This window comes from Myxococcus sp. MH1 (genome assembly GCF_059738865.1).
In genome coordinates this window covers 6,464,105-6,481,028 of record NZ_AP026947.1, presented here as the reverse complement: position 1 = coordinate 6,481,028, position 16,924 = coordinate 6,464,105, and the positions used below count along the sequence as shown (strand labels likewise).

At 70.9% G+C, this 16,924-nt stretch carries 14 protein-coding genes; 10 read left to right on the top strand and 4 right to left on the bottom strand.

What is annotated here, in order from left to right; genetic code table 11:
• Window positions 1–60 precede the first annotated feature (60 nt).
• Window positions 61–2,019 (bottom strand): DsbA family protein, encoded by a 1,959-nt coding sequence (locus AC6JA9_RS25190; RefSeq protein ID WP_223747669.1) that lies wholly within the window; start codon window positions 2,017–2,019, stop codon window positions 61–63.
• Between the two features lie 205 nt (window positions 2,020–2,224).
• On the opposite strand from AC6JA9_RS25190, the gene AC6JA9_RS25185 reads away from it, so the two are divergent.
• The gene (locus AC6JA9_RS25185; protein ID WP_223747670.1) at window positions 2,225–2,473 is read left to right on the top strand and encodes a sulfurtransferase TusA family protein; all 249 of its coding nucleotides are present in this window, start codon (window positions 2,225–2,227) and stop codon (window positions 2,471–2,473) included.
• A 10-nt stretch (window positions 2,474–2,483) separates the two neighbouring features.
• On the opposite strand, the gene AC6JA9_RS25180 is transcribed toward AC6JA9_RS25185, so the two are convergent.
• Both AC6JA9_RS25180 and AC6JA9_RS25175 read right to left on the bottom strand, forming a co-directional pair.
• Entirely contained in the window at window positions 2,484–3,392 is a 909-nt protein-coding gene (locus AC6JA9_RS25180; RefSeq protein WP_223747671.1) for an ABC transporter ATP-binding protein, read from the bottom strand.
• A complete protein-coding gene (locus AC6JA9_RS25175) occupies window positions 3,389–4,303 on the bottom strand; it encodes an ABC transporter permease (RefSeq protein WP_473565879.1) in 915 nt (304 codons plus the stop codon). Before AC6JA9_RS25175 ends, AC6JA9_RS25180 begins: the two co-directional genes overlap by 4 nt.
• 154 nt (window positions 4,304–4,457) lie before the next feature.
• On the opposite strand from AC6JA9_RS25175, the gene AC6JA9_RS25170 reads away from it, so the two are divergent.
• The gene (locus tag AC6JA9_RS25170; RefSeq protein WP_223785185.1) at window positions 4,458–5,930 is read left to right on the top strand and encodes a penicillin-binding transpeptidase domain-containing protein; all 1,473 of its coding nucleotides are present in this window, start codon (window positions 4,458–4,460) and stop codon (window positions 5,928–5,930) included.
• 21 nt (window positions 5,931–5,951) lie between these two features.
• Here AC6JA9_RS25170 and AC6JA9_RS25165 read toward each other — a convergent pair whose 3' ends face one another.
• Entirely contained in the window at window positions 5,952–7,109 is a 1,158-nt protein-coding gene (locus AC6JA9_RS25165; protein ID WP_223785186.1) for a DUF4388 domain-containing protein, read from the bottom strand.
• Window positions 7,110–7,130: 21 nt separating this feature from the next.
• On the opposite strand from AC6JA9_RS25165, the gene AC6JA9_RS25160 reads away from it, so the two are divergent.
• From AC6JA9_RS25160 to AC6JA9_RS25125, 8 genes are all read left to right on the top strand, one after another.
• A complete protein-coding gene (locus AC6JA9_RS25160) occupies window positions 7,131–7,409 on the top strand; it encodes a glutaredoxin family protein (protein ID WP_141326019.1) in 279 nt (92 codons plus the stop codon).
• A gap of 120 nt (window positions 7,410–7,529) precedes the next feature.
• Complete coding sequence (locus tag AC6JA9_RS25155) at window positions 7,530–8,483, top strand: GGDEF domain-containing protein (RefSeq protein WP_223747675.1); 954 nt, start codon at window positions 7,530–7,532, stop codon at window positions 8,481–8,483.
• 44 nt (window positions 8,484–8,527) lie between these two features.
• The gene (locus AC6JA9_RS25150; RefSeq protein WP_408890118.1) at window positions 8,528–10,180 is read left to right on the top strand and encodes a sigma-54-dependent transcriptional regulator; all 1,653 of its coding nucleotides are present in this window, start codon (window positions 8,528–8,530) and stop codon (window positions 10,178–10,180) included.
• Window positions 10,181–10,231: 51 nt separating this feature from the next.
• Window positions 10,232–11,545 (top strand): GNAT family N-acetyltransferase, encoded by a 1,314-nt coding sequence (locus AC6JA9_RS25145; protein ID WP_497957952.1) that lies wholly within the window; start codon window positions 10,232–10,234, stop codon window positions 11,543–11,545.
• 168 nt (window positions 11,546–11,713) lie between these two features.
• Window positions 11,714–12,523: an ActD protein gene (locus tag AC6JA9_RS25140; RefSeq protein ID WP_497960757.1), complete on the top strand. Its 810-nt coding sequence runs from the start codon at window positions 11,714–11,716 to the stop codon at window positions 12,521–12,523.
• Window positions 12,523–14,769, top strand: a complete 2,247-nt coding sequence (locus tag AC6JA9_RS25135) for a caspase family protein (protein WP_223785188.1) — start codon at window positions 12,523–12,525, stop codon at window positions 14,767–14,769. Before AC6JA9_RS25140 ends, AC6JA9_RS25135 begins: the two co-directional genes overlap by 1 nt.
• A gap of 184 nt (window positions 14,770–14,953) precedes the next feature.
• Window positions 14,954–15,520 (top strand): tetratricopeptide repeat protein, encoded by a 567-nt coding sequence (locus AC6JA9_RS25130; protein ID WP_408890121.1) that lies wholly within the window; start codon window positions 14,954–14,956, stop codon window positions 15,518–15,520.
• A 168-nt stretch (window positions 15,521–15,688) separates the two neighbouring features.
• Window positions 15,689–16,798, top strand: a complete 1,110-nt coding sequence (locus AC6JA9_RS25125) for a 3-deoxy-7-phosphoheptulonate synthase (protein WP_141326024.1) — start codon at window positions 15,689–15,691, stop codon at window positions 16,796–16,798.
• The last annotated feature ends 126 nt before the right edge of the window (window positions 16,799–16,924 follow it).

Below are 16,924 nucleotides of genomic sequence, written 5' to 3'. Positions count from 1 at the left end.
GAGGCCGTCGGACCCAAGCGGTCCGACGGCCTCGAGTGCTTCAGGGCTGCGAGGAGCGGACTACTTGCGGTCCGCCGCCACCGCGCCGGCCTTCTTCAGCTCCTCATCGATGACGCGCTTGAAGGCGTCGAACGGCTGGGCGCCCACCAGGGTGCGGCCGTTGATGAAGAACGTCGGGGTGCCGGTGGCGCCCAGACGGCCGGCGTCCGCCGCGTCCGCCTCGATCTGCTGGGCGAACTTGTTGCTGTCCAGGGCGGCCTTGAACTTGTCCACGTTCAGGCCCAGCTCCTGCGCGTACTTGTCCAGCGAGGCCCGGTCCAGCGCGCGCTGGTTGGCGAAGAGCTTGTCGTGCATCTCCCAGAACTTGCCCTGCTCGTGCGCGGCCAGCGCGGCGGCCGCGGCGGCCTTGGCGTTGGCGTGCATGGGCAGCGGCTGGTTGCGGAAGGCCACCTTCACCTTGCCCTGGTACTGGTCCTCGATCTGCTTGAGCGTGGGGACCACGCGGCTGCAGAACGGGCACTCGAAGTCGGAGAAGGCGACGATGGTGACGGGCGCGTTCGCGGGGCCCTTCACCGGGGCGTTGCCGACGTCGACCTTCTGGACGGGCGGCTCGGCGGGGGCGCCGGGGGCGGCGGCGGCCGGGGCGTTGGCCACGTTGTCCGCGTTGAGCTTCGCGTACAGCTCCTCGGGCTTGGTGCCGGAGGCCAGCAGCTTGTCGGCCTTGGCGATCTCCTCGTCGATGAGGCGCTTGAAGGCGTCGAAGGGCTGCGCGCCCACGAGCTCGCGGCCGTTGACGAAGAACGTCGGGGTGCCGTTGGCGCCCACGGCGCTGCCAGCGGCGCTGTCCGCCTCCACCTTCGCCTTGAACTTGCCGGAGTCGAGCGCGGCCTTGAACTTGGCGACGTTCAGACCCAGCTCCTGCGCGTACTTCTCCAGGGAGGCGCGGTCCAGGGCCTTCTGATTGGCGAAGAGCTTGTCGTGGTACTCCCAGAAGCGGCCCTGCTCACGCGCGGCCTCGGAGGCCTCGGCGGCCGCCTTGGCGTTGGCGTGGAAGGACAGCGGCTGGTGACGGAACACCACGCGCACGTCCTTGGGGTAGTCCTTCTTGATCTGCGTCAGCGTGGGGACGGCGCGGCTGCAGAACGGGCACTCGAAGTCGGACCACTCGACGATGGTCACCTTGGCGGTGGCCGGGCCGAAGGAGGCCGAGTCGGCCGGCACGTCGATCTTCTTCACCGCGGGGGCCTGCTGCTGCTGCTGGGCCGCCTTGGGGGCGGCGCGCTCGGCGCCCTTCTCGATGATCTTCGCGTAGACCTGGGCCGGGCGGACGCCGCCCTTCACCAGGGCCTCGGCCTTGCCGAGCTCCTCGTCGATGAGCGCCTTGAAGTTGTCGATGGGCTGCGCGCCGGAGAGGAAGCGGCCGTTGATGAAGAAGGCGGGCGTGCCGCTCGCGCCGAGCTGGCCGGCCAGCGTCTGGTCCTTCTGGATGACCTCGGACAGCGCGGGGCTGGCCATGTCGGCCTTCCACTTGTCCAGGTTCAGGCCCAGCTCCTTGGCGTACTGCTCCAGGGAGGCGTCATCCAGCTTCTTCTGGTTGGCGAAGAGCTTGCCGTGCATCTCCCAGTACTTGCCCTGCTCGCCAGCGGCCAGCGCCGCGAGGGACGCGGGCTTCGCGCGGGCGTGGAAGGAGAGCGGGTTCTGCTTCATCACCACGCGCAGCTTCTTGCCGTACTCCTCCTCCAGCTTCTCCACCGTGACGTTCGCACGGCTGCAGAAGGGGCACTCGTAGTCCGAGAACTCGACCAACGTGACGAGGGCCTCGGGGTTGCCCCGGGTGGGGGAACCCTCGACGGGAACCTTGAATACGGTGGGGTCCACCGGACGGCGCGCGGGGTTGGCCTGACCAGCCTGAGCGGCGGGCTTGGTTTCGGCCTTCGTGGGAGAGCCGCTGTAGACGCGGCCGCCGACGAAACCAAGCACCAGGCCGACCAGCAGGGCCACGATGATATTGGGCTTCATGGGTGGGTTCTGCTCCTTCGCCATAGGTCCGACTCCGGCCCCGAGCGTGGATGTACGAGAAAAGTCGAGAGGGCCGGGGTACTTAACAGAGGGATTTCCAGACACGCAAGCCGAGTGGAAGCCCTCCGGGCTCGCCACCAAGGCCCCTCAGGGGCCCGAAAACTGGGCGGTTCTCGGAAAAATTCCGCACGCTCGGATCTCACCCATGGGAGACAGTTCGCGGATGGACAACAGCGTGCGAGTGGACACCTCCGGCAGGCCTTGTCCGGTGCCCATCCTGGAGATCGCCAAGGCGATGCGGCGGCTGCCCGTCGGCACGCTCGTGGAGCTGGTCTCCACCGACAGGGGCCTGGAGGCGGATCTGCCCGCCTGGTGCGAGGCCACGGGCCACGAGCTCGTCCGCCTGGAGCGCAGGGAGACGAGCTACGTGGGCTGGGTCCGCAAGGTGGGTTGAAACCCGGTGGCTACAGCAACTGGAGGACGCGATCCTCCAGGCGCCGGCCGCGGCTGACGCCGAGGATGAGCACGCCGCTCTGGAGCAGGTGGGCCACGACGCGGCTGATGACCTCCTCGGGAGGTACCTGACCGCCGAAGCGCACCACGAGGACGTGCTCGCCCTCCAGGCGCGCGTCGGTGACGTGGGGGAGGGTGGCGATCTCCGGTGGGATGACGGTGCCGCGGGCGATCTGCACGCGGAACTCCGCGCCCTGGCCGGTGAGCTCGGACATGCTGCCGTCCTGCGCCAGCGTGCCCTTGTCGAGGATGGCCGCCGCGTCGCACAGCTCCTCCAGCTCCTGGAGGTTGTGGCTGGAGACCACCACCGTCTGGCGGCCCTTCATGTCCTTGATGACCTGGCGCACCTGCGCGGCGATGCGGGGGTCCAGTCCGGCGGTGGGCTCGTCGAGCAGCACCAGCGGGGGCTGCCCCATGAGCGCCTGTGCCATCGCGGTGCGCTTGGCCATGCCGTGGCTGAGCGCCTGCGTCTGGACGTTCCAGGCCTCCATCAGCCCGACCTTCTCCAGCGCCTCGCGGGCCTCGCGCTCGGGGGCGTCGAGGTCGGACAGCTTCGCCCAGTACATCAGGAGCGCGCCCACCTCCCAGCCGGGGGGCAGCACCGCGTCCTGGGGCAGGGCGCCCAGCCGGCCCTTGAGGGCGCCGGGGGTGGTGGGGTCCACGTCCATGACCTTGAGCGTGCCCTCGGACGGATAGAGGTAGCCGCACATCATGGAGAAGGTGGTCGTCTTGCCAGCGCCGTTGGGGCCGATGAGGCCGTACACCGCGCCCCTGGGCACGGAGAAGCTGACGTTGTTGACCGCGACCTTGGGGCCGAAGCGCTTCGTGATGCCGAACAACTCGATGGCCAGCTCGCTCACAGGTCCCTCGCGCGCAGGGCGCCGTAGGCCCCCAGCAGGAAGATGGTCGCGAAGCCCGCGTAGGCCGCGCCGCTCACACCGAACTCGGTGAAGCTCGGGTGCAGCAGGTCCCCGGCGTAATAGGAGGGCGACAGGTAGCGCAGGAACCGCAGCGCTCCCTCCTGCTGGCCCGACGCCGCGTCCACCGCGCTGGAGGCCCGGCCCACGGTGTCCATCAGCCAGAAGACGAACAGCAGGATGAAGTTGAAGACCAGGCTCACCGCGGGGCTGCGGAAGAGGCTGGAGCACAGCGTGGTGAGCGCCACGTAGGACAGCGAGAAGACGATGGCGGCCATCCAGAACTTGAGCAGGTTGAGGCTCAGCGCGGCGAAGCCGAAGTCCGGGTTGGCGATGCGCGCGTAGATGAAGATGGCCAGGTCGATGACGAGCACCAGGCCCACCAGCAGCGCCGCCTGGGACAGGAACTTGCCCAACAGCACCGAGGAGCGGCGGGCGCGCACCGTGAGGTAGCGCATGGAGCGCGGGCCGACTTCACCGCTGATCTGATCGAACCCCATCAGCGCGACGTAGGCGGGCAGGAAGAAGAGGGTGACCTTGAAGACGAGCAGCACCTCGATGGGCACCTGCGCCAGGGCCTCCATCATCGCGGTGTCGTTGCTGGTGAGGAAGCCCAGCACCCCCTTGCGCATCTCCTCGGCGAAGCGAGCGGACGTGTCCGCGTCCGCGCCGCCGGCCTCGGCGAGCTTCTGGTTCACCGCGGTGCGGACTTCACGGGCGAGCCAGCCGACCACCAGCAGCACCAGCGCGGAGAACATGCTGTAGAGCCCGAGCAGCACCACCGCGCGCCCGCTGCGCACGGCCCGGCGCAGCTCCGCGCTCCAGATGACCAGGGTTTCTTTCAGTCCGTCCAAAGTGTGGGGAACCCTACTGGGGAGGTGCACACGCCGTCGCCTGGTTTTTGACGCGGGCGCCGTTCGGGCGGGCAGGGAAGCGTCCGTGGACAGCGGGCCGCCAGCCGCTAGGATTCGCCTGCCTCACCCCCTCCTCGCCCCCCTCGCGCCGCACATGACGATTCGCCGACGACTCCTGTTCGCCGCCGCCCTGCTGCCGCTCTCCCTCCTGCTGGGCGCGAACGCGTCCCCGCCCGGGAGCGCTCCGGCCGTGGGCCCGGAGGACGCGGGCGTCGTGGCGTCCTCCCCGGATGCGGGGAGCGTGGCGATGGCGCCCGAGGACGCGGGGCCCGGGGCCCACGCGGGCGGCGGCGGTCCGCTGGAGGCCCAAGGAATTCCGGGAGAGGACGGCGGCTCGGACTCGGAGGCGGTGGCGGCGGCCGCGGTGCAGGGCGGGGCGGACGGTGGGCTGGCCACGCTGGTGACGGTGCCCGGGCTGGTGCCGCCCTCGCCGGTGCCCTCGCGGCTGACGGCGCCTCCCATCACCACGCTGCGGACGATGGCGAAGTCCCAGGACCTGCTGGCGCGCGCGAAGCTGCAGGGTGAGCGACTGGTGGTGAAGGAGAAGAACGGTGAGGAGAAGGTGCTCACCGTGGACCCGGTGCTCCAGGCGCAGTTGACGAAGATCCTCCGCGACTACGAGGTGCCGTACGGCGCGGCCGTGGTGCTGGAGCCGTCGACGGGGCGGGTGCTGGCGCTGGCGGAGCACTCGGCGGCGCAGCCGGAGCTGCGGGGGCTGCCGTTCCGCGCGGTGTTCCCGGCGGCGAGCATCTTCAAGATCGTCACGGGCAGCGCGCTCCTCGAGGCCGGTGTCTCGCCGGAGATGGAGGAGTGCTTCCACGGCGGCAAGCGGCGGCTGACGGAGCGGCACCTGGAGGACAGCGAGCGGGACGGGGCCTGCTATTCCCTGGCGATGGCGATGGGCAAGAGCGCCAACGTCATCTTCGCCAAGCTGACGCAGAAGCACCTCTCCGCGGAGGTGCTGCGGCACATGGCCGCGCGCTTCCGCTTCAATCGCGCCATCGACTTCGTGGTGCCCACGGACGTGTCGCTCGCGGCGGTGCCGGAGGAGGGCTTCGCGCTGGCGAACACGGGGGCGGGGTTCGGGGATGTCTACCTCTCGCCGCTGCACGGCGCGCTGGTGGCGTCCGTGGCCGCGAACGATGGGCTGTGGGTGGACCCGGTGCTGGTGGAGCCCGAGCCTCGGCCCGGCGTGTTGCTGCCCCCCGAGGAGCCCGAGCGCGTGCTGACGTCCGAGGCGGCGAAGGCGCTGACCGACATGCTGGAGACGACCGTCACGCACGGCACCGCGCGCGGCGTCTTCCGGGAGCGGCACTTCCGCGTGGACGACGCGGTGGGCAAGACGGGCACGCTCGCGGACCGCAATCCCTTCCGGGACTACTCGTGGTTCGTCGGCTTCGCGCCCCGGGACAACCCGCGCGTCGCCGTGGCCGCGCTCGTGGTCAATGACCCGAAGTGGCGCATCCGGGGAACGTGGCTCGGACGTGAGGCCATCCGGCTCGGACTCGAGCGAGTGCCCGCGCCCGTCGAAGTCACCGCGCCCGCGTCGGCGGCTGGCAAGCACTGAGCGCGAGGCCCGCGTGGCCTCCTACCGCGCGGTGAGCTTCACCAGCCCCATGTCCACGAAGCCGTGGAGGAACTTCAGCGCGTCGAGCTCCTGCAGCGGCGACACGTGGACGATGGCGGCGATGTCCCGCCGTCCGTCGATGCGCGACAGCAGGTAGCGCTCCGGCGCGGTGAGCTGGAGCGTCTTGAGGTTCGCGGGCGCCACCAGCAGCGCCGGCACCTTCGCCGAGTCCATCAGCTCCCGCCGCAGCTCGGCCAGCAGCTTCTCCTGCGCCGACTTCACCAGCGCCGCGGAGCGGGGCGACGGGGACATCTCATGTGCCTGCCGCGCGAGCGCCTCGCCATCCCGGACATTGCCCGCGTCCAGGAAGAGCTGCGCTGCCTGCAGCACCTCGTCCGAGGACGACTCCGCGCCGATGACGCCGCCCTCCTGCTTCTCCTCCTCCACCACCGCCGCCGTGACGGGGACGGGCGCCTCGTCCGACACCTTCACCGCGTCCAGGCGATAGAGCGCGTACAGCCGCTGGTACAGGAAGAAGTCCGTGGCGTGCAGCGCCCGCGCCATCCCGTCGATGCTCAGCCCGTCATGGATGAGCTGGATGATGCGCTCGTCCATGCTGCCGGGCTTGCGCTCGGGCAGCTTGCGCTCGTCCACCGCCAGCCGCGTGCCGCCCGTGGGGAACACCGCGCGGATGGCCTCCCACGCCGTCTCCCGGAACTCGCCCTCGCGGTGGATGTCCACCAGGTCCACTTCCACATCCAACCCGGCGATGTCCGGCGCCGTGTCCGAGGCCTCGAAGGTGAACTCCCCCTCCTGCCAGTGGAAGGCGTCCAACATCATCTCCCGGAACTTGTGGCTCAACGTCGAGCGCGCCATCGCCTCCGGCACCACTCCCGACGTCGCCAGCACCTTGCCCAGGAACACCCGCGTCTGGGCTTGCGTGGCGAAGGCCTTCTCCAACTGGGCCTCCGTCAGATGCCCCATGTTGATGAGGAATTGACCGAAGAACTCCCGAGGCTGATTGGAGCTGGCGCAAACGACCTGCCCGTCACGCAGGACCCATTGCTTGCGCACGTCCCCGCGCTCCACCTTGAGCGAGCCCGTGGCCCGTCGGTTCCCGAGGTAGACGACGAGGTCCTTGAGGGGCATCGTCGAGAAGTCACCAGTCAGGCCGCGCATCGGCCGTCCATCCTGCACGCCATGAGAGTCGAGATCTACTCGAAACCCAAATGCTCGCTCTGCGACAAGGCAGCCGACGTCGTGGAGGCCGTCCGCGCTCGCATCCCCTTCGAGCTGCGGCTCATCTCCATCCTGGAGTCCCCGGAACTGTTCGAGCGGTGGCGCTACGACATCCCGGTGATCGTCATCGACGGGGTGCCCGCCTTCAAATACCGCGTCACGGAGGCCGAGCTGGAGGCCCGGCTGCGTGAAGTCCAAGGTGGCATGTCCATTGCTAAAACCGCTGCCCAGGATGGGTAGCCGAATGCCCTTCCCCAGGAAATCCGGGGGGATGAAGAGGTCAGGGAAGGGCTGGAGACTGTAATTCCGGGCACGCGCCGGAGGAGCGGTGGAGAAAATTCTGGTGGGGAGGCGGATGTGGTGAGCGTTCGACGCAAGCGGGTGGGGAAGGCGGGACAGCCGCCCACCGTGCTGCTCATCGAGCCGAGGGCGGACGACCTGGAGCGGACCCGGATGCTCCTCGGGGAGGCCGGCTTCCGCGTGGTTCCCGTGACTCGCTTCGACGCGGCGGTGCCGCTGTTCGAGGTCATCCGGCCGGAGGCGGTGATCCTCGCGGTGCAGGCGCCCGACTTCAGCGCCGTGCAGGTGGCCCGGCGGCTGCGGCAGCTCAGCCGAGGCACCGTGCCCCTGCTGTACATGGTGGACCCCCAGGACGCGGGGGCCTACCAGCACTGCCTGGAGAAGGGGCAGTGCGTGGACGTGGTGCCGCGCGGGGGCAGCGGGGCGGAGCTGGCGGTGAAGCTGCACGCGCAGCTGCGGCTGAAGGCCGCGGTCCTGCGGGCCGCGGCGGGTGAGGAAGAGGACACGGCGCTGGCGCTGCATGACCCGGTGACGGGCGTCTACAACAAGCCGTTCCTGCTGGCGCTGATGGGGTTGGAGGTGCGCCGGTGCGAGCGCTACGGCGGGACGTTCTCCGTGGTGGCGGCGGAGGTGGGGGGCTGGAGCGCGCTTCGCAAGGAGTACGGGCGGGGCATGGCGGAGCGTCTGCTGGTGTACAGCGCGGTGGTGCTGGGGCAGACGGTCCGCGAGGCGGACGCGGTGGCCCGGGTGGGCGACAGCCAGTTCGCGCTGATGTTGCCGGGCACGCCCGCGGAGGCGGTGCCGGTGTTGTTGTCGCGGGTGGCCGCGAGGTTCGAGGCGGCCCGCTTCCAGGTGGATGGACGGGTGGTGCGCACCACGTTGGAGCTGGGGGCCGTGAGCTTCCCGGACACCGTGGGGACGCCGATGCAGCTCTTGAGCGCGGCGCAGCAGGAGATGCGGCGCACGCGTGAATTTCGTCGACTGACCGGGTCCATGACCCGGCTCTCGGTGTGAGGATGGGCGGAGGTTCGATGCAGAGGGCGAGCGGAGGCGAGGGGATGGATCGGATCGCGGTGCTGGTGGTGGATGACGAGGAGTCGGTTCGCACCTTCCTGTCCGAGTTGCTTGGGAGCGCGGGCTATCAGGTGCGCTGTGCGTCCAGTGGCGCGCAGGCGCTGGAGATGCTCGCGGGAGGCTCGTTCGACGCGGTGTTGCTGGACGTCGTCATGCCCGAGATGAGCGGCCTGGAGGTGTTGCGCCGCTACCGGGGGCAGGGCGGCAACGCCCCCGTCGTCGTCCTCAGCGGCCTGACGGGCGCGGACGACGCGGTGCGGGCGATGAAGATGGGCGCCAGCGACTACCTGTCCAAGCCGTTGGGCAATGACGAGCTGCAGGACGCGCTGGCGCGCGCCCTGGGGACGCGTGCCCCGGAGCGTCAGCCGGTGGTCCAGGGCGTGGCGCCCCGGCCGGTGGTGGACACGGGCGCGGACGCGCGCGTGCTCATCTCCACGTCGCCGTCCATGCGCCGGGCGCGCGCGCTGGTGGAGCGCATCGCGAACGAGAACGTCCCGGTGCTGCTGTTGGGCGAGTCCGGCACGGGCAAGGAGGTCATCGCGCGTGAGATCCACGCGCGCAGCCAGCGCCGCGGCCGTCCCTTCATCAAGGTGAACTGCGCGGCGCTGCCGGGCGAGCTGCTGGAGAGCGAGCTGTTCGGCCACGAGCGCGGCGCCTTCACGGGCGCCACGGCGGAGAAGCCCGGCAAGTTCGAGCTGGCCGACCAGGGCACCATCTTCCTGGACGAGATTGGCGAGATGGCCATCCGGCTGCAGGCCAAGCTGCTCCAGGTGCTGCAGGACGAGGAGTTCTTCCGCGTCGGTGGCAAGAAGAGCGTGCGCGTGGACAGCCGCGTGGTGGTGGCGACCAACCGCGACCTCGAGAAGGAGATTGCCCTGGGCAACTTCCGCGAGGACCTCTACTACCGCCTCAACGTGGTGGCCATCCGGCTGCCGCCCCTGCGCGAGCGGCGCGAGGACGTGATGCCGCTGACGGACCACTTCCTCAAGAAGTACGGCCGCCAGTACATCTCCGGCGTCAACGAGCTGCCCACCGAGGTGCTCCAGGCCTTCGCGGACTACGACTGGCCGGGCAACGTGCGCGAGCTGGAGAACATGGTGCGCCGGCTGTGCGTGCTGAAGGACCCGACGCTGGTGCTCGACGAGCTCCACGGCGAGGGCCGCGCTCCCGCGAGCGCCCCGTCGTTGCCCACCGCGTACGCCGGCGACGACAGCGTCTACGGCGGCCGGGGCATGGAGGAGCCCGTGCGCGCGCCGCCGGCCTCGTCCGTCCAGGTGCTGGAGATGCCCTCGCGCAACGTGGCCGGCGCCACGGCCCTGTCCCACATGCAGCCGCACGCGCCGACGCCCGTGGTGCACGAGCCGCTCAACTCGGTGATTCCGGCGCCGCGCTACGTCAACCCGTTCGACGTGCCCCAGCCTCCGCCTCCGCCCCCGCCGACGGGCGAGCTGTCGCTGAAGGACATCGGCAAGCGCGCGGCGATGCTGGCCGAGCGCGAGGCCATCCTCGCGATGCTCCAGCGCACCGCGTGGAACAAGCGGCGCGCGGCCGGCAAGCTGCGCATCAGCTACAAGGCGCTGCTCTACAAAATCAAGGAGTGCGGAATCATCGACCCGCGCGCCAGCGCGGAGCTGTAGTCGACACGTCCCGCCTTGCGTTCGCCCCCCGCTCCCGTTATCGCGGGGGGCATGACGCCACCTCTCGTCCTGCTGGGCTCCGGATACACGCTGACGAGGCTCGCCGTCAGCCAGGCCCAGTCGGGGCGAGAGGTGCTCGCGACCACCAGGGACACCGCCCGCCGCGAGGAGCTCCAGCGCGCGGGCGCCCGCGTCGCCTCGCTGGAGGACGCGCTGCTCCAGACGAAGGGCGCGCACGTGGTCGTCTCCATTCCGCCCGAGGCCGGGCTCGACGTGGCCCTGGCCCAGGCGCTCTCGGCCCAGCCTCCCGCGCGGCTGATGTACCTGTCCTCCACCGGCGTCTACGGCGGCGCGCGCGGCGTGGTGGACGAGGACACGCCGGTGGACGTCACCTGGCCCGCGTCGCTGCCGCGACTGGAGGCCGAGTCGCGCTACCTGCCGCTGGGCGCGATGGTGCTGCGCATCGCTGGCATCTACGGCCCGGGGCGCGGCGCGCACTCGCGGCTGCTCTCCGGCAACCTCCGGCTCCCGGACAAAGGCGGGCGCATCTCCCGCATCCACGTCGATGACCTGGGCGCGGCCATCCTCACGGTGCTCGAGCGCGGCACGCCGGGCGCGCTCTACTGCGCGGCGGATGACCGGGCTGCGCCGCTGGAGGAGACCGTCACCTGGCTGGCGCACCGGCTGGGCATGTCGCCGCCGCCCCGCGTGCCGCTGGAGACGCTGCACGAGTCGCTCCGGGGAGATCGGGCCATCTCCAACGCGCGGCTCAAGGAGCTGGGCTGGACGCCGCGCTACCCGGACTTCGTCCAGGGCTTCACCGCGGTGCTCAAGGAGGAGGGGCGCTCGAGCGGGGAGGGGGACATCGCCCTGCGCCCCATCTTCCCCTCGGAGGTGGAGGCCTTCTTCGCCCTGCGGCTGCGCGCGCTCAAGGAGCACCCGGAGTCGTTCGGCACCTCGTTCGAGGAGGAGTCCCTGCGCTCGCTCGACGAGATGCGCGCGCGGCTGGAGTCGAGCGACTCGCAGCGGGTGCTCGGCGCCTATGACGGGACGAAGCTGGTGGGCATGGTGGGCGTGCGCCGGGAGCCTCGCCGCAAGAGCGCGCACAAGGCCGTGGTCTGGGGCATGTACGTCCCGGCGGAGGCGCAGTCGCGCGGGCTGGGCCGCCGGCTGCTCCAGGCCGCCATCTCGGAGGGACGCAAGCTGCCCGGCGTCGAGCAGCTCCTGCTCGCCGTCGTCGCCGGCAACACGTCCGCGCACGCGCTGTACCGCTCCGTCGGCTTCCAGACCTACGGCGTGGAGCCCCGGGCCTTGAAGATCGGCGGCGCCTACGTGGACGAGGAGCTGATGGTCCTCACCTATTAGCCCCCCGCCCGAGTCGGGGCCCACATCCGCGCACCTGCGCCACTCGACGCCGGGGCGTGTCCTCACGGGCAGGTGACAGTTCCAGGGCAGGGTGGTGTTCCAGTGGGCGGAGGGCGCGGCGGAGGCCTGGAGATGGGGCTTGTGGACCGCGCTGGAGGCTTCGTGAGCATGGCCCTGTGCACCCCTGACTGGCTGCTGGAGCGGATTGCCCTGGGCGAGCTGACCCCGGACGCGCTCGCCGACGCTCGCGCCCGGCTGGAGCGCGAGCCTCACGGGAGGGCCCGGCTGGCGCGGCTGGAGGCGGACTCGGCCCAGACGCTGGCCCGTCATCCCCCCGAGGACTTCGCCCGGGAGGTCGCCCGCCGCGCGCGCACCGCGGACGTCCAGCGCGAGAGCGCGGCGCGCGACCCGGGCTGGCATGGGCTGTCCATGGGGCTGCCCGTGGCGGCGTCCCTGGTGCTGCTCATGCTGTCGGCCCAGCCGGAGCGGCTGGCGGAGCCCCCGGCGCTGGTGCCCGCGCGGGTGGAGCTGATGGAGGAGACGGTCGGCATCAAGGGCGACGCGCGGCTCCTGGTGTACCGGCAGCATGACGGCTCCACGGAGCTGCTCGCGGACCGCACGCGCGCCCGGCGCGGCGACTTGCTCCAGCTGAGCTACCTCGCCGGCGGACGGCGCTACGGGACGGTGGTGTCCGTGGATGGCCGGGGGGCGGTGACGCTCCACCACCCCACCACGCTGGTGGGCAGCACCCGGCTGCAGAAGGGGGACGCGGTATCGCTGGCGCACGCGTACGAGCTCGACGACGCCCCCGCCTTCGAGCGCTTCTTCTTCGTCACCTCGGATTCACCCATCGATGTGGGCCTCGTGCTGGAGTCCGCGCGGAAGCTCGCACGTCAGCCCACCGAGGCGAGCACCCGGCCGCTCCCGCTTCCGGGTACCCTGGCCCAGACATCCTTCACGTTGGAGAAGGTGCCGTGATGGCGCGGTCACTCCTGTTCCTGTCCCTGTTGCTTCCCACCCTGGCCACGGCGGCCCCAGCCGGTACCCCTTCGTCCAACCCCGTCGCCGTGCGCCGGTTCGCGCTGCTCGTGGGCGTCAACGACGGCGGCGCGGGTCGCGCGAAGCTGCGCTACGCCGTCACCGACGCGAACGCCTTCGGCCAGGTGCTGGAGGAGCTCGGCGGCGTGCAGCGGCAGGACCGGATGATGCTGCTCGAGGGCGACCGCAAGGCGCTGGAGAGCGCGCTGGCCCGCTTCAAGGCGATGGTCGCCGCGGGCAAGACGCCGGGCGGACGCACCGAGGCGCTCATCTACTACTCCGGCCACTCCGACGAGGAGGGGCTGCTCCTGCATCAGGACCGCTTCGGCTACCGCGAGCTGCGGCAGGCGCTGGAGCAGCTCCCCGCGGACGTGCGCATCGCCATCCTGGACTCGTGCGCCTCCGGCACGCTGGCGCGCTCGAAGGGCGGCGTGCGCCGTCCCGCGTTCCTGGTGGACACGTCCACCGCCGTGCGGGGCCACGCCATCCTCACCTCGTCGTCGGAGGACGAGGTGTCGCAGGAGTCGGACCGCATCGGCGGCTCGTTCTTCACGCACAACCTGGTGTCGGGCCTGCGCGGCGCGGCGGACGCCACGGGGGATGGCCGCGTCACGCTGCACGAGGCCTACCAGTTCGCCTTCCACGAGACGCTCGCGCGCACGGAGCGCACGCGCGCGGGCGCGCAGCACCCGGCCTATGACATCGAGCTGGCCGGCACGGGCGAGCTGGTGATGACGGACCTGCGCACCACCTCCGCGGTGCTCGTCATGGACGAGAACGTGGAGGGGCGCCTGTTCATCCGCGACGAGCCCGGGCGCCTCGTGGTGGAGCTCAACAAGCTGGCGGGCCGCTCCACCGAGCTGGGGCTGCAGCCGGGCCGCTACACGGTGACGCGGGAGTCGCGCGGCGCCAGCTCCCAGGCGGTGCTCACGGTGGGCGACGCGGGCCGCACCGTGCTGGCCCACACGGCGTTCGTGGCGATGCAGGGCGAGCTGACGGCGATGCGTGGCGGTGGCGCTCCGGTGGCCGGCGCGCAGGGGCCGATGGTCGAGCCCCTGGCTCCCGCGCGCGGCAACTTCCGCTTCGTCAACCTGGGCCTGGCCCCGAAGCTCCAGACGAACGACCTGTGGGGCGGCGGGCAGCAGATGGACAACGCGCTCTCCATCTCCCTGGGGCTGGCGACCATGGGGCGGCTGGATGGCTTCGCGATGGCGCTGGGGGCGAACTGGGGCTCGGGTGAGACGCACGGCGTGCAGACGGCCCTTGGCGGCAACGTGGCGCGCGACATCATGGAGGGCGCGCAGCTCGCCGTGGGGGGCAACTGGGTCAGCGGCAGGGCGGAGGGCCTGCAGGCCGCGGTGGGCCTCAACATGGCGAGCCAGGGCGGCTTCCTCGGTCAGCTCGCGGTGGGCGCCAACGTGTCGCGCGCGTCCATGAGGGGCGTGCAGATGGCGGTGGGCAGCAGCTGGGTGAACGGCGACATGGACGGCTACCAGGCCGCGGTGGGCATGAGCTGGGTGGCCGGGACGATGCGCGGCGTGCAGATGGCGGTGGGCGTCAGCCGCGTGAACACCCTCCATGGCGCGCAGCTGTCGCTCATCAACGTGGGCGGAGACGTGACGGGCGCGCAGGTGGGCCTGATCAACGTCGCCGGGAAGATGAACGGCCTGCAGCTGGGCATCGTCAACGTGGCCAACAACCTGGAGTCCGGCGTGCCGGTGGGCCTGCTCAACATCGTGCGCAACGGCCAGTTCCACGTGGAGGCCTACGGCAACGACTTCAACTACGCCAACGTCGCGCTCAAGGTGGGCAGCCGCTACCTCTACACGACGCTGGTGGTGGGCATGGGCGCGGTGCCGGACCACCGGGGCCCCAGCCACTGGACGACGGGCGTGGGCCTGGGCGGCCACGTGCCGCTGACCGAGCGGCTCTACTTCGACGTGGACGTGGTGTCGAACACCATCCACGAGTGGGGCGGGGCGCTCGCGGACAACCGGATGCTGCACCAGGGGCGGTTGATGGTGGGCTACGCGTTCGCGCCGCGCTTCGCCATCTTCGCGGGTCCCACCTTCAACATCCTGCACGCCACGGACGGCGAGCCGGTGACGGCGCTCAGCCGGTTCTCCAAGTCGTCGGACCGCGACGTCCTGATGTGGGCTGGTGTCCAGGCGGGTCTGCGCCTCTGAACGGAGCGTCAAGGGAGCCACTCATGGGGTTCGAGCCCCGGGGTGGCCCCGAGCGGAGCGGATGGCTCCCATCAGTCGGACGAAGCCGGGACGACCTGGAACGGCTTTCCACTGGGTGCTCCACGGTGCGAGGCTGGATGAACGGCCAACGGCATGGCCGGGCAACCCTTGCCCTGGGGGCACGATGTCCAAGTTGCTGTTCGCGGCGTTCAACGAGGGCTCCAGCCTCTCGATGTCAGGCCAACACGAGGCCGCGATCTCCGCCTTCGACAAGGTCCTCGCCGTGGACCCGAAGCACTTCCCGGCCCTGACGGCGCGGGGGTCGTCCCTGGCTCGGCTCGGCCGCGCGGAAGAGGCCCTGCGCTGCTTCGAGCGCGCCATCGAGGTGGACCCGTCCGCCGCGGACCCGCATCGCGAGGCCGCCCTGTGTCAGCTCGAGCTCGGGGAGCCCGAGGCCGCCGCCCAGCTGATGGGCCGCGCCACCCAGCTCAACCCGGAGCCCGGCTACCGCGAGGCCGCCGCCATCGAGGTCTACGAGCGCGGCAACGCGCTGCTCACCCGAGGCTCCCGGCGTCCCGACAAGGCGCGCTATCGGCTGGCCCGGTACACCTTCGAGCTCGCCCTGGAGCTGTCTCCCGCGTACGTCGAGGCCGCCAAGGCCTTGTCCGACATCTGGGAGAACCTGGGCGACACGACCCAGCGGGACCACTACGCGCAGCTGGCCCTGCGGCTGCGGCCCGCGGGCCATTGAAGCAGGCAGCGGGGCAGGGGGCCGCGTGCCCCGAGGCGTCCGCTCGCTCGGGACGGGCCGCGTGCCCGCGCGTGGACGCATCCGCGCGTCCCCGATGTTACAAGTCGCGCGACCCGGTCCGCGCCCACTCAAAGACCTACAAGACAGAGCTGTCTGGAGATTCCGAAGATGATCGTCATGCTCGAGCCGGACTCACCCGAGTCCGTGGTGTCCGCCGTCCTCCAAGCCGCCGCCCAGTACAAGGGGGTGACGCCGCGTCCTCACGTCATCGAGGGCGCGGAGTTCACGGTGACGGAGGTGTACCTGCTGGGCTCCACGGCCCAGGTGCCGACGGAGGTCTTCGAGCAGATTCCGGGCGTGCGGCAGGTGGTGCGGGTGTCGCAGAAGTACCGGGTCATCGGCCGGCACAAGGGCCAGCGCACGACGACGGGCTTCGAGTACAACGGCGTGACGTTCGATGAGCGCTCGGTGCAGTTGTTCGCGGGCCTGTGCGCGGTGGACACGAAGGAGAACGTGGAGACGATGATGGCGGCGCTCGCGCGCCACGACATCCGCACCACGCGCATGGGGGCGTACAAGCCTCGCACCAACCCGTACGAGTTCCAGGGCCTGGGCGCGGCGTGCCTGCCGTGGGTGTTCGAGTCCGCGGGGAAGCACGGCATCAAGGTCGTGGCGATGGAGGTGACGCATCCTCGCCACATCGACGAGATTCGCGACGCGCTGGAGCGCTCGGGCAACGCCACGGGGGTCATGCTCCAGGTGGGCACGCGCAACGCGCAGAACTTCGAGCTGCTCAAGTCCATCGGTCAGCAGCGCGTGTTCCCGGTGCTCTTCAAGCGCGGCATGGGAATCACCCTGGAGGAGTCCCTCAACGCCTGCGAGTACATCGCGAGCGAGGGCAACCCGAAGATCGTCTTCTGCCTGCGTGGCGTGAAGACGCACCTGGGTGACCCGCACCGCAACATGGTGGACTTCGCGCACGTGCCCGTGGTGCGGCGGCTCACGCGCATGCCCGTGTGCGTGGACCCGTCGCACGCCATCGGCCGCGCGGACCTGCCGCCGGACGGCTTGCCGGACATCTTCCACGCGATTGGCCAGGGGCTCATCGCGGGCGCGTCCATGGTGCTGGTGGACTTCCACCCGCAGCCCGAGGCCGCGCTGTGCGACGGCCCGCAGGCGCTGCGCATGGAGCAGCTCGGCGCGCTCCAGCGCTACACGCAGATCATCCGCGAGGCGTACCAGTCCGCCGTGAAGAACGGCGACGGCCTGACGGCCTGATGACGCCCGCGCGGCGTGGCGCTCGCCTCAGGCCACGCCGTCGCGACGGCGCATCCGCGAGGCGTGCCCATGCGCGGGGAGCCATCGCGACGGGCTGATGAAGCCCGCGCGGCGAGGTGCTCGACG